This window comes from Paraniabella hibiscisoli (genome assembly GCF_022512515.1).
GTDB lineage: Bacteria > Bacteroidota > Bacteroidia > Chitinophagales > Chitinophagaceae > Niabella > Niabella hibiscisoli.
This window is the reverse complement of the sequence record NZ_JAKWBK010000001.1, coordinates 669,805-690,921: the sequence shown is the minus strand read 5'-3', so window position 1 is coordinate 690,921 and position 21,117 is coordinate 669,805. Positions and strand designations below refer to the sequence as shown.

Genomic DNA, 21,117 nt, shown 5'->3' with positions numbered 1-21,117 from the left:
TCACAAACTATTTATCTTTTCAACTTTTCTACCAGCTTTATGCTACCGTCCAGGTTTCTTTACCTCTCAATAAAGCGTTCAGATCCGGCGCCTTGCGTGCAATAGCGTCTTCCAGCTGAAGGCTCATCATTTCTTCGTAACAAGGGCGATCTGTTTCATAAAACACACCAAATGGTCTTGGCAAGTGACCTTCAATAGCAGGGTCGTCAAAAATGCGGGTTAATATCTGTGCCTTGTAAATATCCTGCTCGTCGTGTATCCAAAGATCATCCGCGCTATAACCTTCACCGATGGTTACCACCTGGGGTTTGAATCCGTCTAATCTCAGGCCTTTGTTGGCTTCTGCACCAAATATCAGCGGTTTGCCCTGTTCCAGGAATAAGGTCTCTAGCGGTTTGGTGCTTTTTTCAGTAAAAATTTCGAAAGCGCCGTCATTGAAAATGTTACAGTTCTGGTAGATCTCCAGGAAAGAAGCGCCTCTATGCCCGTTAGCTCTTAAAAGCATGGCCTGCATGTGCTTCGGATCGCGGTCCATGGTTCTGGCTACAAAAGTAGCATCAGCGCCTAAAGCAAGTGCAGCCGGGTTAAAAGGGTGATCAATACTACCAAAAGGAGTTGACTTGGTTATTTTGTTTTCTTCTGATGTTGGGGAATACTGCCCTTTGGTTAAACCATATATCTGGTTGTTGAAAACCAATAAGTTAACATCGAAATTGCGTCTTAAGAGGTGAATGGTATGGTTACCGCCGATACTCAGGCTGTCTCCGTCACCACTTACGATCCACACGCTCAGCTCAGGCCTTGCTGCTTTCAAACCACTGGCGATGGCTGTAGCACGACCATGAATGGAGTGCATACCGTAAGTATTCATATAGTAAGGAAAACGGCTGCTGCAACCGATACCCGATATAAATACTATATTCTCTTTAGGAATACCCAGGCCCGGCATAATACGCTGAACCTGTGCTAATATAGAGTAATCGCCGCAACCGGGACACCACCTTACTTCCTGGTCTGTAGCGTAATCTTTTGCTGTTAATGTGGGCGCTAAAACTTCTGACATCTTATTTTTTGAAATCGAGCGCAAAGGTAAGATTTTAACGGGGGATTCATTACACGCTTGACAATTGCATGACGGTTTTTGTGTAAATTGCTACATGCTTCAAAAAAATTATCATTTGTGATGCTGGCAATCGGCTGTTTGCTGATGGTGGGATTTGTAAGCACACAACCTTCCAAAGAGCGTAATCTCAAAGTGTTACCAAAAGATATAAGCGAGGAAAAGCTGGATAGCCTGATGGAGACCTATAACAAAGGGCTTGGAGTTACCTGCGATTTTTGCCATGTACAAGAAGTTAAAAACGGAGACACTACCCTGAATTTTGCCTCAGATGATAACCCCGTTAAGGAGGAGGGCCGCCGTATGATGCGGCTGACGATCGACATTAATAAGAATTATTTTAATTACGATACCAAGGTACACCCTGCTTTCCTTACCCGCATCAGCTGCAATACCTGCCATAAAGGAAATGCATATCCGGAGGGAAATTAAACGATAAATAACCGGTTAATGAATCTCTGTTTCTTTTTATCATTGGTTTTTTGCATGGGTGTTTTGTCCTGCAATACCCAACAACAGGGATATAACGACTGCGATGAACAGATCAGCCTTTATGATTCTTTAACGCTGGAGGCTCGTTTTAGTGAATGTGGTGAATGGGGAGGACACAAAGAGCGAATAGTAGTTCCACATTGGAAAACAGACAGTGCATCTTTAACTTATATTGTATATCCGTATAACTGCGATTCATTGGATTACTATTACGGAAACGATACGATTTCTCCTGCTGCTAGCAGGGCTATACCACTATTGGACACTGATGCTAAAAAAGCACTAACCCAATACATGCAACGGCTTGTCATTTCCAAATCAAACGAGCGACTTCCCGGACACGGAAATAATATTTTTTCTGTTCGAAATTCAAGTAGAACACTAAAAATTAATCTTTATGGCGATGAAGAAGAACCTGCGGAAAGTTTTAAACAGTTGATATCCGAACTATTTAATGACAGTACAAGAATGCAACACTAATTTTCCAAGTGCAGCCATAAATTTTTTTATTCTTCCTTTTTTACAAAAACCATCCGCGCCTGGTCTGCCTTGTAGATCTTGTTATAAAAATCTACAAAATCAGGATAATCTTTTGCGGGAAACGTACCGGCATTGCGCTCATAATTACGTACCAGTAAAATAGAACGGCCTTCAATTTTATAAGTCGTATTGTAAGCTCCAAATGGAGTGTTAAGCTTTACGGGTGGTGGCATAGACTCTATGCCGTAACCTTCAGGGATGGTGATGTTGACCGTATCTTTATCTGTAAAAGCATAGGTACATACAATATCATGCGTTCTTGTTTCAGTTTCTGCTAGTTTGGTGGTGTACGTAGAAACAATATTTGGCCGCAGGAACAGGCGCTTGCCTGTAATGCTGGCATAGTCGTTTGCTACCAGCTCCAGGGTTTCATTTACCGTTGGTAAGGCCGCCTCCCTGTTTTCCAGGTACGTAAAACTGGGCACTTCGTAATTAGATAATGTGAAGATGCGTTGCAGCCTTTTCTTTTGTTCATCAGGAGAGCTGTTGTTAAGCAGCGAATGCAAGTCGTCCTGCTGCAATCCCATGCTGGTGGTAATTATGTTCGCGGTAAGCTTACCATTGCCATCAATGGTGGCTTTTACGTGGCGTATTTGCAGGTTGTCTTCTTTACGATAAACCGGTGTGCGAACGATAGCGCTGCCATTTTCGCTTACCAACAGCGCTTCCCTGTTACCAGTGAAAGAGCCCATATAGCCCGGCGCTACTGTTTGGCTGGTGCATTCCAGCCAGGTACTATCCTTACCATTCGGCACACAAACAACCACGTGATTAAACTGGTTGGATGGGAAATCGCTTAAAATATCCGTCTCATCTTTCCCTGCTTTAATTAAAACATTATTGGCTTTAATGCCGGCCTCCTTAAGCAACGCTACCATATAATTGGATAGTGCTTTACAATCTCCGTATTTTTTGTCGGCTACAAAAGTGGCATCTAAAGGTTGCCAGCCTCCAATACCCAGCTGTATGCTTATATAATGGGTATGATCCTGCATAAAGCGGTACAGCGTTGCGATCTTTTCCTGGTTGGTTTTTAAATGATCGGTAAGCTGGTGTACTTTGGCTTTAACATCAGCGGGCAATATATCTCGGCCGTTATACAGGGATAGCATAAACTTTCCGAAATGCTGCCAGCTGCTCATTTCGCCGCTGTAACCGCCAAACTCAAACAGGGATGGTGCGATGATAACACGCGTGGAAATATCATCCCACTCAGGCGCGTATGATTCGTTGGGCCTGGCTGCCTCTCCATTGAGCTGCCATTGGTGTATTTTTAAAGCCTTTTCTTCCTTGGTAACCACATTGCCCGAATAAAGCAGCTGCTTATAACGCAGCACATAATCTTTGGGTGTGATAACGGTTAGTGATGACTTCTCTACTGCTATTTCAGGGGCAGACACCGGTTGCCACTCGGGCAAGTTAAAAATGCCTTTCATTTCCCCCTCTACCTCGTATTCTACGGTGTAAGGATAGCTTTTGTGATAAAAATTGTGCACTTTATAGCGGGCATCATCGGCCAGGTTGCTGCTGCTGGTGCCGCTTTCATCGGCTATATCTTTTTCTTTACATTTTTTATTTTGTTACCCGATGCATCGTAAAGCGTACCGGATATACTGGTAATGTCTCTAAACTTATCATAGTAGTCAACAAAATAGGCATAACGGTCTGCCGCTTCATTCATAATAGTGTACACATAATGCCGGTAATAATAAGCCTTGCCCGGGTTTTTTATGTCAACGTGTATATCATCCAGTCGTTTTACCAACATAGCGTTTTTTGTCAGCGCTTCCGGTATGTCTTTAGCGGCATACTGAGCCCGGCTTGCATATGAAAGGGTGATAGAGGTTAAGAGTATAAAAAAATCTTCATAAGCAGGGAAACATTATTTTAGTTTTTTAAGAACAATTTGTTCGCTTTGCTTTTTGGTAATATAACCGAAAAATTCGCGTAGTGATTGGTAGTCCTCGGCAGCAAAGTTTGCTTTTTTATGTCGATCCTGCAGTTGAGCATAATTTTTTGATCGGTAGCTGAAACTAAATATTCGAAAACACCATCGCTTTCGTTTAATCTTACCCTGGCCGATTTGGGTATTTCGTCCACCTTGTATCCTTTAGGAATATCCATGGTGAGCACATAGTTTTCGGATACTTTAAAAGGCATTTCCACAGGGTATTTTCTCTCTGCAGCACTAAACGGATTCTTTGTGGTTATTTCGGAAAACATTGGGTTCAGGTATACAATCGGCTGGTCTTCAAAATCAAAACTCAGATCATAACCCACAGTCACCGGGTAATCAAACTGGGTTAACGAATCTACAAATGGTTTTTTAATGGCAACCGGGAACGAATAGCTTTTTTGGATGTCTTTTACCAGCTCATCCATGTTTTGTTTTGCCAGCTTATTTCTAAGAATGGTAGATTCATAGTAGCCGGGGTTGATTTAAAAATTCCTTTCAGGCCATTTTTATCATCCTGTGTTAGAAAGATCATCGTTACTTTTCGCTCAAGCACAGAATCAGCTTCGAAGGCAATATTGGAGGGTTGCTGCTTTACAACAAAGCCTGGTCCGTTATAACAGTCGGGAGATAACTTTCCAAATCCCATTTTGGGCTGGGAGGCATCCAGGTAAACACGTTGCCCGTCTACAATGGCTTCGCACACCAGGTAGTTGTATTTGGTCATCAAAGGGTAAATGGGATGCGCCCACCCATGCGTCCGGGTACTAATGACTACCGGGTTGGCAGTAGCGCCGGCATTACGCAACATGGCGATCAACAGTAAATTGATCTCGGCTACGTTGCCGCTCCTCTTACGGAAAACGTCTTTCAACGTAGTATTGTCGTTAATAAATACTCCGGCGTTATAAGTGGCTGTGAAATTATCACGTACAAAGGCATACAGCCGTTTTATTTGTTCCTGTTGAGAACCGGAGCCCTCCGTAATTTTCTTTATATCATCGTTCAGCCATAAATTAGCCCGGGTAATTTCATTGCCAAAGTCCTCTCTTTTCAGCATGTTCTCAGCCGCTTTCACCCAGCTGCCAATGTGTTCGGTAGGGGTTTGTCCCGGAAACTCTGTTTGTTTGAGCTGGAAGTCTATTTTCGACAAATGATTTTCGATAGTAGAGGTATAGTTTTCTTCCTTAAGTGCGGGTACATCCTGGGCGATCCAGCGATTGGTATTTTGATAGCCGTTTAATGTAAACTGCCTGGAAGCCTGTGTGCCGTTCTGCTCCGAAATGTTGAAAGATTGCATTTTGCTGCTGTTATCCGTTTTCAGCATAATATATCCCTGTGCCAGGAATACATAGCTAAAGAACTGGGGTATTTTGACGGTGTACTCAGAATATACACGGGGCCAGTTGGTGCCCTGGAACTCCCATGGCCTCAAATGCGTAAGAAAGTCAGAAGTGATGGTGTAAGTATACTCCAGTATAGAACCCTCTTTTGCGTTGGGAAATGTAAATTTTCTAACTACGGCGTTTTTGCTCAGCTTTTCTTTAAAGATGCCGCTATTCTCCAGTTTGGTTTGTTTTACCTCACCATTTTCAAGATTATACGTTATTGCTTTACACTCATCCAGTTTCTCTTCAGCATCGCCCGAGGCGTATAGCAAAATAGATACATCTGCGGCGTCCATCCCCTTTTTATTGAGAATTTTTACACGCCTCAGGCGCGTGTATTTGAGCGAGAAAAAACCTTTGTTATTCCCTTCCAACGTGGAACTGCCGATGTCGGACAGGATAACCGCATTGCTGGAAGTATCGATTGCCGGCGAGGTCACATTGAAATCCATTGCCGATAGCTTTCCGAATTTAATATTGTTTTTACCCTGCGCTGAAATTTGTTGTATAGCAAAACAGCAAATGCCCAGCATTGCCATACGAATCATAGATATCATAAGTTATCAGTTAGTTATATGTCCACTTTAATTAGCGGGACAAAACTAAACAAAAGCCGGTTGTTTTTGGGATATTTATTTCAACCCGGTTTTAAGCCCCTGTAATAAGCTGTCCTTCAATATATCGGAAGGCGTTAACCAACCGCCTTCACCATATTCGTTCCATGCGTAGAGGATGCCCAGTTTCTCTTTGGTAGCAGTGGCCGGGTTATCCAGTATCCATTTTTTGATCGTTTTAACGGAGTTCTCTACGGAACTCTTGCTAAATCCGGTGTAGTACTTTTCGGTCAGTGGTGTGGTACTCCAGGGACGAACATCCCAGTTAAGCGTCGCAACAGGTATATAATAAGCACCGGAGTTGATAAACCTGGGCCAGATAACACTTGATTCTGCATTGATCATATTGGCAATAGGTGTTGAAATTTCTGAAGAGAAGCCAGAGCTATGATAATTGTATCCGCTCAGTGCATCAAACCCTGCGGCTACTGCCCCGGAAATACCATTGGCTGAGGTAGAAGGGCAGCCGGCAATCACAGCACCAGGAAGCCCCATAGCTTTTACTTCATCCCTGAAATTGTCGAGAACGGTTTTCAATGCCGGGGCGCTACCAAAATTGACCACCAGGTTGGACGGGTCAAAGAAAATGATCAATGGCTTACCATCTACTCTTAAATAAGTGGAGTCTTTAAAAGCATTCTTCCAATGTTCTTTTAGCGTGGGCCAGTTTTGCGGGGTAATACGGTATCCGTCATGATTGGCTACCAGGAAGCAAAATTTCAACCGGTTTTTATTGGGGGCATTTCTGAAAAGCGTGATCGCATTATTGGCCAGCCGGTTCTCCGACAGGTCCTGCGTATTAAAGTACCAGCAAAAGCTAAAAAGTACAACCCGGCGTCTGCTGCCAGGTCTATCTGGGCCTTCATAGCCTCGGGGGTATTGGTCACCCAACCCCAAATGGGTCTTCGCTCCGGGTAATCATTGACCAGGGCCGGTTTTATATGATTGGAGTTCTCGTACCAGCCGCCAAAATAATAGGCACCCAATTTTACCAGTGGCGTATCAATCACCGGGGGCTCGGGAGTTGGTGGTGTAGGCACATCATTCTTTTTTGAATTACTGTTACAGGATGCCATTAACAACATCATCAAAATAACCAGGCTGTCAGTAAGGTTTTTCATATTATAAATTAATATACTTTCTCTCAGCTAAAATCATGCTACAAATGGTAGTGCGGCATGTTTGCACAGCGACATCTTAGGTGAAAAAGGCTTGTTTCTATGTTGAGGCCAATGGCGATTAAAAAAATGCCGGTTTAAATTTAAACCGGCAAGAATAATGAGTTTATTTATAGGTATTACTAAAAATAATATTTTCCTGCATTTAAAGCAGCATCCGCTATTCTTCTGCGGGCTGCTTTGGTGTTGAAGGGATCGGCTTTGGTAAAGCGTTTTAATCCCATTAATATCATACGTTGTTCATCGCCCTCGGCAAATGCATTCACAGCGTCTTTCCCGCTTTTATTGATAGCGTCTGCGGCGTCATACAAATAAGTTTGCATCATATCTATATGTAGCGAGGCCTGCTCATTTCCTTTCTCCTCTGCTATTTTCATGACCCTTAATAATATACTTTCGGCATGAAAGGTTTTGATCGCCATATCTGCAATATTCATCAGTACTTCCTGCTCGCTTTCGATCTGCATCATTAGTTTTTGTACGGCTGCGCCGGATACCATCAATATCGCTTTCTTGAAATTAGCTACCAGTTTTCTTTCGCTGGCAAATGGAGTATCGTCATCGCCACCAAAATCAGGGATGCTCATCAGCTCCTTCTGCACGTCCATTGCCGGCCCCATCAGGTTTAATCGTCCCTGCATAGCACGTTTGAGGGTCATATCGAGCGTAAGCAAACGGTTGATCTCGTTTGTACCCTCGTAAATACGGTTAATGCGACTATCACGATAAGCGCGGGATATATTGTACTCAGCGCTGTACCCGTTTCCGCCGTGTATCTGTACACCTTCATCTACTACAAAGTCGAGCAATTCACTGCCATACACTTTCAATATGGCGCACTCTATCGCATATTCTTCTGCAGCTCCCAGCAAGGATTCATTGAAGGGCTTACCCTCCTGTAATAGTCTTTGCTCCCATTCATCAATCCATTTCGCAGTACGGTATAAGGCTGACTCTGCTGCAAAAATGCGGATCGCCATTTCTGCGATCTTGTGTTTGATAGCGCCAAAATTGGCAATAGGTTGTTTAAACTGCTCCCTGGTTTTGGCATATTCAACACTAATGTTAAAAGCCATTTTTGCACCACCCAATGCTGCAGCACATAGTTTTAAACGCCCTATATTTAAAATATTAAAAGCGATCCTGTGTCCTTTGCCGATCTCGCCCAACACATTTTCTACCGGTACTTTGGCATCCTGGAAATATAATTGCACCGTAGAAGAGCCTTTGATGCCCATCTTGTGTTCTTCAGGCCCGTTGGTAAAACCTTCTGTTCCGCGTTCAACAATAAATCCGGTAAATCCGGTCTGTCCGTCATCTCCAACTACCTTGGCAAATACGGTATAAACCTGTGCAAACCCGCCATTGGTGATCCAGCATTTTTGCCCGTTCAGGATATAATGCTTCCCATCTTCACTCAACTTCGCCGTTGTTTTTGAGCTCAGCGCATCGCTGCCTGCATTAGGTTCTGTAAGCCCGTAGGCTCCCGGCCATTCGCCTGTGATTAGTTTGGGAATGTATTTTTGCTTTTGCTCATCTGTACCAAAGTATAAAATAGGGAGCGTGCCAATTCCCGTATGCGCAGCGATCGCTACAGAAAAAGAATGCCCTGCACCCAGGTATTCATTAATAATCGTAGAGGTAATAAAATCCTTACCCAGCCCACCATATTCTTCGGGAAACGCACCTGCCAGCAAGCCCTGGTCACCGGCTTTTTGCACCAGCGATTTCATCAAACCTTCTTCGAGGCTGTCAATCCTGTCCAGTATGGGCATCACTTCCGCTTCAAGAAACTGCGTGCACATGTCCCGGATCATGAGCTCCTCTTCATTAAATTGTTCACTGGTAAAAGTTGAAGCGGGCGATGATTCTTTGATCAGCCATTCGGCTCCTTTTATTAATTCTTTGGTATCATTGGCGGCACTCATAATATGTAGAATTTAATATTTAGGAATCAATTATTTTAAGTTTTCATACACCTGTTTCAGCACTATCCTGCAAATCTCAATATCGGCAAGGCTAACCCCTGCCAAAGCTTCTTCTACCGTCTCCGCCGCAAAGCCATGACACATATCCTGTATCGTTTTTGCTTTATCCGTTAAATACACCAGGTTTTTGCGACGGTCCGTTTTTGACGCAATTCTCGTTACCAAACCCGCTTTTTCCAGGTTGTCAACCAACCGGGTCATACTGGGCTTGTCCCTGAATGTGGCCTGACAAAGATCCTGCTGGCTAATGCCATCTTCCTTCCACAAGTGATAGAGTACGCTCCATTGTTCTATAGTCAGATTCAAATCCGCATTGTTGAACTTTTTCTGTAATCGTCGTGCTATGGCCGTGCTCGCAATCCCTGTTATGAAGCTATAAAGCTCACTTTTTTAAAATGGTTGTTTGGCATATAGTTGTTTTAACAACTAATTAAAGTTAGGAAGATTTTTGAATTACAAAAACATAAAATTATTTATTGATCCGGCTTAAGAAACCGGGATCGCCTGGTTGTAAGGCGCAATTTTCCAGCCATTAAATAAATCGGATAAATAAAAGGTCAGACTTTAGTTTTGCGACATGGTTTTTTTCTTTGTCGCTGTATTGTTATTGTTGGTACTGTATGCAGTAGTTATATTTTACTATAATGGTAAATGGCGCTCCATGCCCGAATACGCACCCAAAAATATTATGATACCCAGAACCACATTTTCAATTATTATTCCTGCGAGAAACGAAGCTGGTAATATCGCAGCACTACTGGAAAGTATACTGGCGCAAACCTATTCGAAGGATTTATTTGAAGTGATCGTAGTGGATGATCACTCGACTGATGAGACTGCGTCTATTGTAAACAGGTATGAAGGAGTGCGTTTACTGCAATTAAAGGAAGACCGTATTAACTCTTATAAAAAGAAAGCCATTGAAACCGGGATAGCGGCTGCGCAAAATGAGTGGGTGGTGTGTACTGATGCGGACTGTATTGTTACACCGGAATGGTTACAGGTATTCGCCTCTTTTATTAATGATACGAACCCGGTTTTTGTGGCAGCACCGGTAAGCTTCTTTGCCGCAGATCCGTCAAAAGGGGAGAAGGAATCCGTTTTATATATTTTCCAGGCATTGGACTTTTTAACCCTGCAGGGTATAACCGGTGCTTCGGTAGCCGGTAAAAAGCATAATATGTGCAACGGTGCCAACCTGGCTTATAAGCGTGACGTGTTTTATGAAGTAGATGGATTTAAAGGCATTGATAATATAGCATCAGGAGATGACATGTTGCTGATGCACAAAATATGGAAAAGATACCCGGAGCAAATAGGGTATCTCAAATCAAAGGAAGCCATTGTAGAAACCGAAACGGCGCCTACCTGGAAGGCTTTCTTTAACCAGCGGATCAGGTGGGCCAGCAAAGCTACCAGCTACGATGATAAGAGGATTTTTATAGTGCTATTATTGGTGTACCTCTTCAATTGTTCTTTTTTGGCAATGCTGGTATTGTCCTTTTTTAATATTTTTTATTTGTATGCTTTTGGTGTTTTTGTGGTGTTGAAAACCCTGGTTGAGTTATCTTTTGTGGGAAGGGTGAGCCGGTTTTTTAACCGCCGGTATCTTTTGAAGTATTTCTTTTTTTCCAGCCATTGCATATTGGCTATACCATTATTTCGGGCTTTTTAGGAACTTTTGGAAGTTATGAATGGAAGGGGAGAAAGGTGAAATAGGGTTTATTGTTTTTGCCAGTACTCCAGGGCAACGGCCTCTGATTTTACAGTTTATTTTGCCTTGATTGTACACTCCCGTAGGGATAGAATAGTTCTGGTAATGTGCCCGGGAGCATTTGAAGAAACCCTGAAGGGGTGAAATATTGACCTTCGGAATTTCGGCATATCTGCAAAGATGCTTTTCTCTAATAATGTGAGTTTTTCATGCTTGAAATATTTTTTTAGATGCGGTTGCCCTAGCCAGCACTCTCTTTCGGTAAATGATTTGGTGTTTTGATTTACATTTGAAAACAATGAGCAGCATATTTAAGAACCCGGCCTGGAAAAGGCTTAAAAAGAACAAGGGCGCTATGGCGGGGCTGGTAGTGATCATCATTGCTGTTTTTATTGCTGTTTTCTGCTATTTTATTGCGCCGGATGGGTCGCCTTATTCCAACAGGATCATTCTTGAAATGGGAGGAGAAAAGCCAGGTACCCAACAACAATTCCTGCAGGTTAAAAAAGAGTCCTATGAATCGTACGGGTTTTTTCAGCGATTATTTTACGGACAAACGGATGCCTGTCATTTTATACCGATTAACAAGTACAATATAAAAGGCGATAGCATTATTGCGGAAAAATACATCGATGAAGATGTAAGCGAGCGCATCAGCTTTGCGAAAACTGCTCTTGCAGATGAACCCGTTATCACCCAAACTTATTGGGTTGGAACCGACAGCTATGGCCGTGACATATTGAGCAGGTTGATTGTGGGAACAAGGGTCAGCCTAAGTGTAGGGTTGATCACGGTGATCATCTCTATCAGTATTGGCTTGGTTTTGGGCTCATTAGCTGGCTTTTACCGGGGCAAGACCGATGATTTGATTATGTGGTTCATTAATGTGATATGGAGTATACCTACATTGTTGCTGGTATTTGCTATTACCCTGGCATTGGGCAAAGGTTTTTGGCAGGTGTTTATTGCAGTAGGACTTACTATGTGGGTGAATGTAGCGCGCCTGGTGCGGGGACAGGTATTGGCCGTGAGGGAACTGGAATATGTAGAAGCTGCCAGGGCGTTAGGTTTCAGAAATATCCGGATTATTGCAGTACATATATGGCCCAATATTGTGGGCCCGGTATTGGTAATTGCCGCCGCCAACTTTGCATCGGCCATTGTGATAGAAGCCGGTCTTAGTTTCCTGGGTGTTGGTGTACAGCCACCCATGCCCAGCTGGGGATTGATGATCAAGGAGAATTATAACTTCATTATCACGCAAAACCCCATGCTGGCCCTGGCTCCAGGCTTTGCTATAATGATATTGGTACTGGCATTTAACCTGTTGGGCAACGGGCTGAGAGATGCATTGAATGTGAAGGGAAAGTTGTAAGGAGGTTGAAAGTGGAGAGATGACGGATGATAGTAGGTAGACCGTTTCTCAATAATCATTTTAAAAAATCATACAGCCGGTTCTCCGTGTCCACTGTCATCTGTCAACCGCATTTATTAATAAAGTCCTTCAATACTCAAATACCTTTCACCGGTATCATAGTTAAAAGTAAGAACAGTAGCTCCTTCAGGAATTTCAGGAAGTTTTTTCGCAACTGCGGCTAATGCAGCACCAGTGGAAATGCCCACAAAAATGCCTTCTTCTTTAGCCAATCTTTTAGCGTAATCGAAAGACTCATCTTTACCAACAGCGATGGCTCCATCCAGCACTTCTGTTTTTAATATTCCCGGAATAAAACCTGCTCCAAGGCCTTGTAAAGGATGCGGGCCCGGTGCGCCGCCACTAATAACAGGCGACAGCTCAGGTTCTACGGCAAATACTTTAAGATCGGGAAATTTTTCTTTTAATATTTCAGCAACACCGGTTATATGTCCGCCTGTACCTACGCCGGTGATCAGGTAGTCGATTCCTTCCGGAAAATCCTGCAATATTTCGGCTGCTGTTGTTTTCCGGTGTATGGCTGTATTGGCTTCGTTATTAAATTGTTGTGGAACCCATGCATGAGGTGTAGTGGCCGCCAGCTCATTCGCTTTTTCAATAGCTCCTGTCATGCCTCTTTCGCGGGGCGTTAGTACAAATTCAGCACCGTATACGCTCATTAATTTCCGGCGCTCCACGCTCATACTTTCCGGCATTACCAATATCAGTTTATAGCCCTTTACGGCGGCAACCAGGGCCAGGCCAATACCTGTATTACCACTGGTGGGTTCTATAATAACCGAATCTTTATGTAATAAACCCTTTTGTTCAGCATCTTCTATCATTGCCAAAGCAATACGGTCTTTAATGCTGCCTCCCGGGTTGGCTTTCTCCAGCTTTATCCAAACCTTATGCGTGTTGCCAAACAGGTGGTTGATTTGAACATGAGGTGTATTACCAATTGTTTGCAGGATGTTTTGCGCTTTCACTGTATATATTTTTTAGTTGACCGATGGCAGCTGATAGACGACAGGTAAAAACTGTTTATCTAAAACGCTGCCCTTATAAATCAGATTACAAAATTCAAAATATTTTCGTCGGGTGGTAAGAGGTCTTTTACACTTACCTCACTTTTATGATAAACTACGGAGTTGCGGGGCACGCTGTTGGTTAACCACACATTACCGCCTATAATACTGTCTTTACCAATAATTGTATTACCGCCCAGTATGGTGGCACCCGAGTAAATGACTACGTTATCTTCTATAGTTGGATGCCGTTTTGTAGTGGCCAGGGTTTTGGTAACACTCAATGCACCTAAGGTTACGCCCTGGTAAACTTTTACGTGATTACCTATCAGGGAGGTTTCTCCAATCACCACACCGGTTCCATGATCAATACTAAAAGAATGCCCGATGGTAGCGCCGGGGTGAATGTCGATGCCGGTTTTACCATGCGCATATTCGCTAAAAAGACGTGGCAATACCGGAACCGCCAGCTCGTGTAACTGATGCGACAAACGGTACACTGCAGTAGCATAAAAGCCGGGATAGGCCGCCATTACCTCTTCGAGCGATTTAGCCGCAGGGTCTGATTGTAAAAGGGCCTCTGCATCTTTTAATAAGAGCGTAAAAAGAGCCGGTAGCGATTCAAAATAGCTATCCCTTATATCCTGTATGGCCTCCGCATCTTCAATTACATCCTGCAATAGATGGGTAAACTTATCTTTTAGCGAAGTAAACTGGCCTCTTAGCTGTGCTTCACATTTATGATCGATATCATTCGGGAGAAATAATACCGTATACAGTTCATCAATAAAACTTTCTACTGCCCCTTTATCGGGGAAACCGGAAAAACACCTGGAATTTCTATTAAACAGAAACTTGATAAAATCTTCACTCATTTTTATCCTATTAACACAGTAGACAAAAATAGCTGATAAAAAGGGAAATGGAAAATGAAGGTTTTTTAAATAAAATTTGGAAAAGTAAAAACTAATGCTACATTTGTACTGTACTACATAAATAGTACACCAAATCACTAAGTATGATAACGATCCATAATCTGCATTTTTCCTACAAAAAGAAGAAGATCTTTAACGGTCTTTCTTTGTCATTTTCACCAGGACATATTTACGGTTTGCTGGGTAAGAATGGTACCGGAAAATCCACTTTGTTAAAAAATATCATCGGCTCTCTGTTTCCCAGCCAGGGCAAGATTAGCGCATTGGGCTACGAACCGGGCAAAAGACAGCCGGCCTTTTTGCAGGATGCGTTTATTGTTCCCGAGGAGTTTTATTTACCGGATGTGGCGATTGAAAAATTTGTTTCCTGCAATGCACCATTTTATCCAAAGTTCTCGCGTCAGCAGTTCAATACTTACTTACAGGAGTTTGATATTCCGCAGGAGAACAGTCTGCAGCAAATGAGTTATGGCCAGAAAAAGAAGGTGTTAATCAGCTTTGCGCTGGCCTGCAATACTTCGATCCTGTTAATGGATGAACCCTCTAACGGACTGGATATTATGAGTAAAAGCCAGTTTAGAAAGGTAATTGCCGGAGCTATCGATGATAATAAATGTGTCATTATTAGTACCCACCAGGTGAAAGACCTTGAAAGCCTGATAGACCGGATCACTATTATTGACGAGGGTAATATCCTGTTTGATCAGAATATCAATGACATTAGCTCTAAACTATCATTTAGGGTTTCGTTTGATGATGAGGAAACAAAAAAGGCTTTTTATAAGGAAGAATCTTTAAAAGGTAATGTTATTGTAACACCCAATACTTATGGTGAAGATTCTAAAATAGACCTGGAATTGTTATATAAAGCAGTTGTTACCAACGGCAATAGTGTCAATACCGTATTTAAAAACCAACCTTAAACCTTATTATCTGTATGACTGCAAATTTTAGTTTTAAAAGAATCATTCAATTGATTGGAAAGCAGTGGGGCGAGAACCGGCGCATGTACCTGATGTCTGTATTGGCTTTGCTAGGGTTGTTGGGCATTGTATTTGGATTTTGGGCTGCTAATGGCGGCTCTCATTATAATGAAGAATCTGCATATATTATAGGGCTGTTCGGACTTTTTATAACCGGGGCTATTTTCGCGAGTACTGCTTTTAACATGTTAGGCAGCAAGGATAAAGGTATCTATTGGATCAGTTTCCCGGCCAGCCATCTCGAAAAATTTATAGCCACCTGGTTTTTTAATTTTCTGGTATTCTCTGTGGTGTACCTGGTTTGTTTTTTACTATTAAAAGCAGGCGTTGAGTCCTATATACAGGTATTAATAGACAAGGATCCTGTTAAGTATACTTATAAGCGTTTGAACTGGAATAATAAGAATGGGATTAATGCTGTTTTGCCCTATTTTATCAGCGCCTTTTTTGCGGTGCAGGCGGCTTTTTTATTAGGTTCTGTTGCTTTTAAGCGATTCTCATTTATTATTACCATTGTGATTATTGCGGCTTTCCTTTTTTATTTATTTACTATGTTTCAAAGATCGCCAACAGTGCATTAGCAAATTATAACTGGAATCTTTTTTCATTAAGAGATCCCTACGTTAGGGGTGAAGAGACATATAAAGAATATACCTTATCGCCGGTTATCAAGGAAAGTGTCCTGTTCTTCCTTAAGTTTTTGATAGCACCGTTTCTGTGGTTGATCACATGGGTGAAGCTGAAAGAAAAGCAAATCTGATTAATCCCCAATGAAATAACTATTTTATGCAATTTGACAATAATACACAGGCTATTTACTTACAAATAGCCGACTATGTATGCGAAAAAATACTGTTGAAAGAGTGGCCGCCTGATGCTAAAATACCCAGTGTGAGGGAGCTGGCGATGTTATTAGAAGTGAACCCCAATACAGTCGCCCGGTCTTACGATTTTTTGAAACAACAGGAAATTATACAGGATAAAAGAGGCATCGGGTACTTTATTACGACTGAGGGATTGAAGACTGCGGCTGCTTACCGCAAACAGGAGTTTATGGAAAAAGAATTGCCCTTATTCTTCAGGAACATGTACCTGTTGGGCATAGAGCCGGAAGACCTGAAACAGAAATACGAGAAATTTAAGAAACAGTACGCATAACAAACTAAATGTTTACGAATGAAGACGAGTAATAAATTATTGATGGGCCTGGTGCTGCTGCTTTTTCATTACCATTAATACTGGTGATGGGGTTTAAAGCAGCAATAAAAAGCGATAGATATATCGTTAAAAATAATACAGGCTACGAAGTGTCTGCCCCTAAAGAGGTAAAAGCCTTTACTGCTATTAAGCTTGATGGTGTTCCGTTTAATAACGAATTCGGGTTAAAAGCCCATATTAAATACGGCGATAAATTCAGCTACTCTTTCAAAAATTATGATGTAACCAATCCTGAGCAAGGCCGGACCGACAACCTCCGTGTAGGTTGGTCGGGTGATACCCTGGTAGTTGATTACAGTTTCAAAGCAGTTGTTAAAACTGATGGTCCTAACTTTTTTACGGTATAGAGATGGACATCACACTTCCCAGGGCCGTACCGATCATAGCCAGGGGAACTACTATTACTATTGATAGCAGTACGGTTGCCTTAGGCGCTATGAATTTTCAGTTGTTCAACCAGGCTTCGTTATATGCGGATGGGGATAAGACAGTCCAACTCCAGAAAGCCAACGATCAATCAGCCCTCAAGCTTGATGTATACAAGACTGTGTTCTCTGATATCTCCATAAATGCTAATAATGCTTTCGTTAGGATCGGTGACCATATAAACATTAAAAATTTGAAGGTCGATCTAAACGGGCAGTCCACTATCAACTTCTCGGAAGCTGTTTCTATCGATACGCTCAGTGGACATATCTCAGAAGCATCTGTGTTTAATGCTCCTTACCGGTATAGTAAATTTTTAAAATAGGGTTATTTTTATAAACTGGTTGTAGGCTATCTTAGCCGAAACAATCGACTATGCTACAATCATCCACCCTGCAGTTTTTAAAAGATCTAAAGCTTAATAACAATAAACCCTGGTTTGATGACAACCGTAAAGATTATGAAAACGCTCGCAAAGACTTTGCTGCGTTTATTGATACGGTGATCCAGAAGTTTTCAAAAACAGATCCGTCTATTTCGCATTTATCGGCAAAGGATTGTATGTTCCGCATTAACAGGGACATTCGATTCTCAAAGGACAAAACCCCTTATAAGACTAATTTCGGTGCTTTCATTAATAGTGAAGGCAAAAAATCGATGACGCCTGGCTATTATTTTCACCTGGAGCCGGGAGCCAGTTTTACCGGCGGCGGTATGTGGCAACCTCCTGCAGATATGCTGGCCAAAGTGAGACAGGAAATAGATTATAACCTGGCCGATTTTGAAAAGATCCTTCTTTCTAAAAAATTTAAAACAACTTACGGAGGATTGTCGGTGGAAGATAGTTATGTATTATCGCGCGTGCCTAAAGGTTACGAGCCGGGTAATCCTGCTGCTGAATACTTAAAACATAAAAGCTTTGTAGCGCTTAGTAATATCGACGATGCTGACCTGACCAGCAAAACCCTGGTTACAAAAGTTACTGCAGCTTTCGAAACCCTGTTGCCGCTAAATAACTATCTGAACAATGCCCTGGGGTAGCTTTAACGTTGCTTTACCAGATAGCCGGAATTTTCTTAACCTACATTAATTGCTGTTGCAACAATGAAATGTAGCTTTGTGTTATAAATCACAAAAAATAAAAATTTTATGGCAACTTGGACAATAGATGCAATGCACTCAGAGGTAGGTTTTAAAGTAAAACACCTGGTAATTTCAACAGTATCCGGTAAGTTTAAAAACTTTGAAGGAACGGTAGTAGCAGAAAAAGACGATTTCTCTGACGCAAAAATTACTTTTAGCGCCGATGTAAATAGTATCGACACTGGCGTAGAACAAAGAGATGCTCACTTGAAAGGGGCAGATTTCTTCGAAACGGAAACTCATCCTAAACTGACTTTCGTTTCAACTGCAATTGAAAAAGATGGTGACGATTATAAACTGACAGGTGACCTTACTTTGAAAGGTGTAACCAAACCCGTTACATTTAATGTAGAGCATGGCGGTGTGGGTTTAAGCATGTACGGACAAACAGTTGGTGGTTTTGAAGTAACTGGTAAAATCAACCGTAAAGAATTTGGTCTTACCTGGAATGCAGTTACAGAGGCTGGTGGTATTGCGGTAAGTGAAGATGTAAAGCTGATCGCTAATATAGAAATAGTTAAAGAAGCTTAATAGATAAGAAGGAAAACAAAGAAAAAGGCGGTCTCCCGGAGGAGGCCGTTTTTTGTTATGGGCTGGCCGCCTTCATAGGATTGTTCCCCGGCGGTTAAAGAATAATCTAATTTGTTTCTTAGTTTTATACCAGTGAAGTCGTTTACCATAAAAGAAAACTCCTTTATCGCAAAGTTGGCAGCTCGAAAGCTGCGCAGTAAAAATGTGGCCATTGTTTTAGGGAGCCGGATTCATTTATACGGCGTATCTCAGCATGAGTTTTTAAGTAACGAAAGATGGTTGCGTCATGAATTAAAACATATAGAGCAATACGAGCGACTGGGTTTTATCAGGTTTATTGCCACTTATTTATGGCAAACCTTAAAAGTGGGATATTATAAATGTGGTTTGGAATGTGAGGCCAGGGCGGCAGAAACCGATTCCGGGATTACCAGACGATATCGATTGAGAAGAACAGATCAGGGTTATGGTGTTATAAAATGATGAATAATCACAGAACTGCTTTAATTTAGTAAGCCATAAATTAATTTCGCCAGATGAAAAAAATAGTACTGTTCGCTACTGTATGCATAGCATTTTTATCGGGTTGCTCTTCTCAAAAGAAAGTAGCCTCTTTGTCAATTCCCTTTATGAACAAAGTAATCGCACATCGTGGCGCCTTTAAAAATACAGGTGCACCTGAAAATTCTATAGCCTCGCTGAAGGCCGCCATTGCTATGGGTTGTGGTGGTACCGAGTTTGATATACATATGACCAGTGACGAGGTTTTGGTAGTAAATCACGACGATAAGTTTTTAGGTATGGAAATCGAAACCAATACCTATCAGCAACTATTGGCGAAGACTTTGCCCAACGGGGAAAAAATCCCAACACTCGAAGCTTATTTGAAGGAGGGGTATGGCCAGAAGAAAACCATCATGGTGGCTGAAATAAAGACTTCTAAAGTTAGTAAAGAAAGGTCGCTGCGTTTGGCTACCAAAGTGGTGGAAATGGTTCGGAGTTTCAAAGGACAGGCGCAAACAGTTTACATTGCTTTTGATTATGATGTATGCAAAAAGTGCGGGAACTGGAGCCTTCTGCCCCTGTTCAGTATTTGAACGGAGATATGTCTGCTGAAAAGTTAAAGGCTGATAAGCTGGATGCAGACTATCATTACAGTGTTTTTCAAAAAGATAAAAACTGGATCAAAAATGCCAGAACCCTGGGTGTAAAAACAAATGCGTGGACGGTAAATGATGAAAAGGTAATGGAAGATTTTCTTGTACAAGGTATTGACTTCATCACCACCAATGAGCCTGAGCTGTTACTAAAAAAGCTGGCCAAATAAATCCAATCAATAAGAATAACCTAACTTTAGAAATATGAGAACCGACAATAAATTGTTTATTTTAAGCAATGGCAGGGTAGCAGCGATAGACAAGAAAACCGGGGAGATTGCCTGGGAAGTAAAATTGAAAGAGTATATTAAAACCTCTATGAGTTATGCGGTAGGCCAGATTTTTCTGGAAGATACCAAACTCTATATAGGTGTATCTGGTATATTGATCTGCCTGAGTGCTAAAGATGGCTCTTTTCTGTGGAAGAATGAATTAAAAGGCTGGGGCTATAGCTTTATAAGCATTGCAAATGCGAATACCGGCGCAGCGGCCCAGGATCAGGCTAATGCTGCGGCGATAGCGGCATCGGCAGCAGCTATTGCTGCTACAACGGCTGCCACATCAGCATCTGGTTAAAATCGGGCTATGTTGTAGCCAATGCCTAACTCTGCCTGTATGGGGCGGCTTTTTGGTGAACATTAGCCGATGTGTTTTCTTTCTCGTAAAGTGAGCTGAACCATTTTTGTCCGCCGGCTACAATGTACAGGCGGTGCGTTACATTGTATTTTGCAGATAGGGTGGCCCCAATCAGCAACTTCCTGGCATCACCCCTGGCCTCAAAAACTCCATCCTCGTATCCTTGTTTCGATGGGTCTGTATCGAGTAGTATGCTGTTCGTGTATTTTTTACTTAGCAGGTAGTTGAATTGAGGACCTGCAGCAACAGTAAATTTGCTCCATTTCTTTGCAATATGAAAGGCCCGTGATGTGAGGTATAACATTTTCGTATTGCCATAATCAGGATCAAGGGTTTTCAAATTTAAGGATCTCCAGGAAGTTGCTTCACCTGGCGTATTGGAATACTCTGGTATGGCAATAGATCCATCGTAGGTATAACTAACCTGGTTGACTCCCAGTGACAAGCTAAGGCTCCAATTGTTTTTCAGCATTTTCTCAAGCGCAATGTCAGCAAAAAAACCAGGCTGCTTTTTGATACTTACTTCATTGGAACTCATACTCAGTCTATTGCCTGCATTAAGCTCATAAAAGCCAGGAATTAAAAAATTTTCGATGTAGATATTTGAATTTTCAAATCGGGGGACAAAACTGGTGTTGGCCCCGACCTGCATAGCCAC

25 protein-coding genes and 1 pseudogene are annotated in these 21,117 nt (G+C 42.1%); 14 read left to right on the top strand and 12 right to left on the bottom strand.

Annotated elements, in window-relative coordinates:
- Nucleotides 1-37 precede the first annotated feature (37 nt).
- On the bottom strand, nt 38-1,063 hold the full coding sequence (locus MKP07_RS04455) for a 2-oxoacid:ferredoxin oxidoreductase subunit beta (RefSeq protein WP_240845263.1): 1,026 nt from the start codon (nt 1,061-1,063) through the stop codon (nt 38-40).
- A gap of 120 nt (nt 1,064-1,183) precedes the next feature.
- On the opposite strand from MKP07_RS04455, the gene MKP07_RS04450 reads away from it, so the two are divergent.
- Together MKP07_RS04450 and MKP07_RS04445 are read left to right on the top strand one after the other, a co-directional pair.
- Nucleotides 1,184-1,552, top strand: a complete 369-nt coding sequence (locus MKP07_RS04450; protein WP_240850653.1) for a c-type cytochrome — start codon at nt 1,184-1,186, stop codon at nt 1,550-1,552.
- An 18-nt stretch (nt 1,553-1,570) separates the two neighbouring features.
- Nucleotides 1,571-2,092: a hypothetical protein gene (locus MKP07_RS04445; protein ID WP_240845261.1), complete on the top strand. Its 522-nt coding sequence runs from the start codon at nt 1,571-1,573 to the stop codon at nt 2,090-2,092.
- A gap of 26 nt (nt 2,093-2,118) precedes the next feature.
- Here MKP07_RS04445 and MKP07_RS04440 read toward each other — a convergent pair whose 3' ends face one another.
- From MKP07_RS04440 to MKP07_RS04405, 8 genes are all read right to left on the bottom strand, one after another.
- Nucleotides 2,119-3,672, bottom strand: coding sequence for a DUF3857 domain-containing protein (locus tag MKP07_RS04440; protein WP_394803628.1), 1,554 nt, complete (start codon nt 3,670-3,672; stop codon nt 2,119-2,121).
- A gap of 29 nt (nt 3,673-3,701) precedes the next feature.
- Entirely contained in the window at nt 3,702-3,920 is a 219-nt protein-coding gene (locus tag MKP07_RS42105) for a DUF3857 domain-containing protein (protein WP_394803530.1), read from the bottom strand.
- 119 nt (nt 3,921-4,039) lie between these two features.
- Nucleotides 4,040-4,534 carry a hypothetical protein gene (locus tag MKP07_RS04430; protein ID WP_240845259.1) on the bottom strand — a complete coding sequence of 165 codons (495 nt, stop codon included), beginning with the start codon at nt 4,532-4,534 and terminating at the stop codon, nt 4,040-4,042.
- Nucleotides 4,519-6,051 (bottom strand): DUF3857 domain-containing protein, encoded by a 1,533-nt coding sequence (locus tag MKP07_RS04425; protein ID WP_240845258.1) that lies wholly within the window; start codon nt 6,049-6,051, stop codon nt 4,519-4,521. The genes MKP07_RS04430 and MKP07_RS04425 overlap by 16 nt, the downstream gene beginning before the upstream one ends.
- Before the next feature lie 75 nt (nt 6,052-6,126).
- On the bottom strand, nt 6,127-6,831 hold the full coding sequence (locus tag MKP07_RS04420) for a glycoside hydrolase family 99-like domain-containing protein (RefSeq protein WP_240845257.1): 705 nt from the start codon (nt 6,829-6,831) through the stop codon (nt 6,127-6,129).
- Nucleotides 6,828-7,229: a hypothetical protein gene (locus MKP07_RS04415; protein WP_240845256.1), complete on the bottom strand. Its 402-nt coding sequence runs from the start codon at nt 7,227-7,229 to the stop codon at nt 6,828-6,830. The genes MKP07_RS04420 and MKP07_RS04415 overlap by 4 nt, the downstream gene beginning before the upstream one ends.
- A gap of 179 nt (nt 7,230-7,408) precedes the next feature.
- A complete protein-coding gene (locus tag MKP07_RS04410; RefSeq protein WP_240845255.1) occupies nt 7,409-9,214 on the bottom strand; it encodes an acyl-CoA dehydrogenase family protein in 1,806 nt (601 codons plus the stop codon).
- Nucleotides 9,215-9,244: 30 nt separating this feature from the next.
- Entirely contained in the window at nt 9,245-9,580 is a 336-nt protein-coding gene (locus MKP07_RS04405; protein ID WP_240845254.1) for a MarR family winged helix-turn-helix transcriptional regulator, read from the bottom strand.
- 301 nt (nt 9,581-9,881) lie between these two features.
- On the opposite strand from MKP07_RS04405, the gene MKP07_RS04400 reads away from it, so the two are divergent.
- Together MKP07_RS04400 and MKP07_RS04395 are read left to right on the top strand one after the other, a co-directional pair.
- Nucleotides 9,882-10,949: a glycosyltransferase gene (locus MKP07_RS04400; RefSeq protein ID WP_240845253.1), complete on the top strand. Its 1,068-nt coding sequence runs from the start codon at nt 9,882-9,884 to the stop codon at nt 10,947-10,949.
- Between the two features lie 337 nt (nt 10,950-11,286).
- A complete protein-coding gene (locus tag MKP07_RS04395) occupies nt 11,287-12,363 on the top strand; it encodes an ABC transporter permease (protein ID WP_240845251.1) in 1,077 nt (358 codons plus the stop codon).
- Between the two features lie 116 nt (nt 12,364-12,479).
- On the opposite strand, the gene cysK is transcribed toward MKP07_RS04395, so the two are convergent.
- On the bottom strand, nt 12,480-13,391 hold the full coding sequence (gene cysK / locus MKP07_RS04390; protein WP_240845249.1) for a cysteine synthase A: 912 nt from the start codon (nt 13,389-13,391) through the stop codon (nt 12,480-12,482).
- 80 nt (nt 13,392-13,471) lie between these two features.
- Nucleotides 13,472-14,305 carry a serine O-acetyltransferase gene (locus tag MKP07_RS04385; protein ID WP_240845247.1) on the bottom strand — a complete coding sequence of 278 codons (834 nt, stop codon included), beginning with the start codon at nt 14,303-14,305 and terminating at the stop codon, nt 13,472-13,474.
- Between the two features lie 143 nt (nt 14,306-14,448).
- On the opposite strand from MKP07_RS04385, the gene MKP07_RS04380 reads away from it, so the two are divergent.
- The 10 genes and pseudogenes from MKP07_RS04380 to MKP07_RS04330 all read left to right on the top strand — a co-directional run bounded on the left by MKP07_RS04380 (nt 14,449) and on the right by MKP07_RS04330 (nt 20,399).
- Entirely contained in the window at nt 14,449-15,288 is an 840-nt protein-coding gene (locus tag MKP07_RS04380) for an ABC transporter ATP-binding protein (protein ID WP_240845245.1), read from the top strand.
- Between the two features lie 14 nt (nt 15,289-15,302).
- Nucleotides 15,303-15,929, top strand: a complete 627-nt coding sequence (locus tag MKP07_RS04375; protein ID WP_240845243.1) for a hypothetical protein — start codon at nt 15,303-15,305, stop codon at nt 15,927-15,929.
- Between the two features lie 205 nt (nt 15,930-16,134).
- On the top strand, nt 16,135-16,506 hold the full coding sequence (locus MKP07_RS04370; protein ID WP_240845241.1) for a GntR family transcriptional regulator: 372 nt from the start codon (nt 16,135-16,137) through the stop codon (nt 16,504-16,506).
- A gap of 83 nt (nt 16,507-16,589) precedes the next feature.
- Nucleotides 16,590-16,913, top strand: coding sequence for a hypothetical protein (locus tag MKP07_RS04365; RefSeq protein ID WP_240845238.1), 324 nt, complete (start codon nt 16,590-16,592; stop codon nt 16,911-16,913).
- Between the two features lie 2 nt (nt 16,914-16,915).
- Nucleotides 16,916-17,317: a hypothetical protein gene (locus MKP07_RS04360; RefSeq protein ID WP_240845236.1), complete on the top strand. Its 402-nt coding sequence runs from the start codon at nt 16,916-16,918 to the stop codon at nt 17,315-17,317.
- A 50-nt stretch (nt 17,318-17,367) separates the two neighbouring features.
- Nucleotides 17,368-18,033 (top strand): DUF2461 domain-containing protein, encoded by a 666-nt coding sequence (locus MKP07_RS04355; protein ID WP_240845234.1) that lies wholly within the window; start codon nt 17,368-17,370, stop codon nt 18,031-18,033.
- Between the two features lie 108 nt (nt 18,034-18,141).
- The gene (locus MKP07_RS04350; protein ID WP_240845232.1) at nt 18,142-18,666 is read left to right on the top strand and encodes a YceI family protein; all 525 of its coding nucleotides are present in this window, start codon (nt 18,142-18,144) and stop codon (nt 18,664-18,666) included.
- Nucleotides 18,667-18,840: 174 nt separating this feature from the next.
- Complete coding sequence (locus MKP07_RS04345; protein WP_240845230.1) at nt 18,841-19,149, top strand: DUF4157 domain-containing protein; 309 nt, start codon at nt 18,841-18,843, stop codon at nt 19,147-19,149.
- A gap of 53 nt (nt 19,150-19,202) precedes the next feature.
- Nucleotides 19,203-19,993 (top strand): annotated as a pseudogene (locus MKP07_RS04340) (glycerophosphodiester phosphodiesterase).
- Nucleotides 19,994-20,027: 34 nt separating this feature from the next.
- Nucleotides 20,028-20,399 carry an outer membrane protein assembly factor BamB family protein gene (locus MKP07_RS04330; protein ID WP_240845224.1) on the top strand — a complete coding sequence of 124 codons (372 nt, stop codon included), beginning with the start codon at nt 20,028-20,030 and terminating at the stop codon, nt 20,397-20,399.
- A gap of 25 nt (nt 20,400-20,424) precedes the next feature.
- Here MKP07_RS04330 and MKP07_RS04325 read toward each other — a convergent pair whose 3' ends face one another.
- A complete protein-coding gene (locus MKP07_RS04325) occupies nt 20,425-20,997 on the bottom strand; it encodes a hypothetical protein (RefSeq protein ID WP_240845223.1) in 573 nt (190 codons plus the stop codon).
- Nucleotides 20,998-21,117 lie beyond the last annotated feature (120 nt).

Coding starts and splice junctions, on each gene's coding strand:
- MKP07_RS04455 (WP_240845263.1), bottom strand. CDS start 1,063: ATGTCAGAAGTTTTAGCGCCCACATTAACAGCAAAAGATTACGCTACA.
- MKP07_RS04450 (WP_240850653.1), top strand. CDS start 1,184: ATGCTGGCAATCGGCTGTTTGCTGATGGTGGGATTTGTAAGCACACAA.
- MKP07_RS04445 (WP_240845261.1), top strand. CDS start 1,571: ATGAATCTCTGTTTCTTTTTATCATTGGTTTTTTGCATGGGTGTTTTG.
- MKP07_RS42105 (WP_394803530.1), bottom strand. CDS start 3,920: ATGTTGGTAAAACGACTGGATGATATACACGTTGACATAAAAAACCCG.
- MKP07_RS04430 (WP_240845259.1), bottom strand. CDS start 4,534: ATGGATGAGCTGGTAAAAGACATCCAAAAAAGCTATTCGTTCCCGGTT.
- MKP07_RS04425 (WP_240845258.1), bottom strand. CDS start 6,051: ATGATATCTATGATTCGTATGGCAATGCTGGGCATTTGCTGTTTTGCT.
- MKP07_RS04415 (WP_240845256.1), bottom strand. CDS start 7,229: ATGAAAAACCTTACTGACAGCCTGGTTATTTTGATGATGTTGTTAATG.
- MKP07_RS04410 (WP_240845255.1), bottom strand. CDS start 9,214: ATGAGTGCCGCCAATGATACCAAAGAATTAATAAAAGGAGCCGAATGG.
- MKP07_RS04395 (WP_240845251.1), top strand. CDS start 11,287: ATGAGCAGCATATTTAAGAACCCGGCCTGGAAAAGGCTTAAAAAGAAC.
- MKP07_RS04385 (WP_240845247.1), bottom strand. CDS start 14,305: ATGAGTGAAGATTTTATCAAGTTTCTGTTTAATAGAAATTCCAGGTGT.
- MKP07_RS04380 (WP_240845245.1), top strand. CDS start 14,449: ATGATAACGATCCATAATCTGCATTTTTCCTACAAAAAGAAGAAGATC.
- MKP07_RS04375 (WP_240845243.1), top strand. CDS start 15,303: ATGACTGCAAATTTTAGTTTTAAAAGAATCATTCAATTGATTGGAAAG.
- MKP07_RS04370 (WP_240845241.1), top strand. CDS start 16,135: ATGCAATTTGACAATAATACACAGGCTATTTACTTACAAATAGCCGAC.
- MKP07_RS04360 (WP_240845236.1), top strand. CDS start 16,916: ATGGACATCACACTTCCCAGGGCCGTACCGATCATAGCCAGGGGAACT.
- MKP07_RS04355 (WP_240845234.1), top strand. CDS start 17,368: ATGCTACAATCATCCACCCTGCAGTTTTTAAAAGATCTAAAGCTTAAT.
- MKP07_RS04350 (WP_240845232.1), top strand. CDS start 18,142: ATGGCAACTTGGACAATAGATGCAATGCACTCAGAGGTAGGTTTTAAA.
- MKP07_RS04330 (WP_240845224.1), top strand. CDS start 20,028: ATGAGAACCGACAATAAATTGTTTATTTTAAGCAATGGCAGGGTAGCA.
- MKP07_RS04325 (WP_240845223.1), bottom strand. CDS start 20,997: ATGAGTTCCAATGAAGTAAGTATCAAAAAGCAGCCTGGTTTTTTTGCT.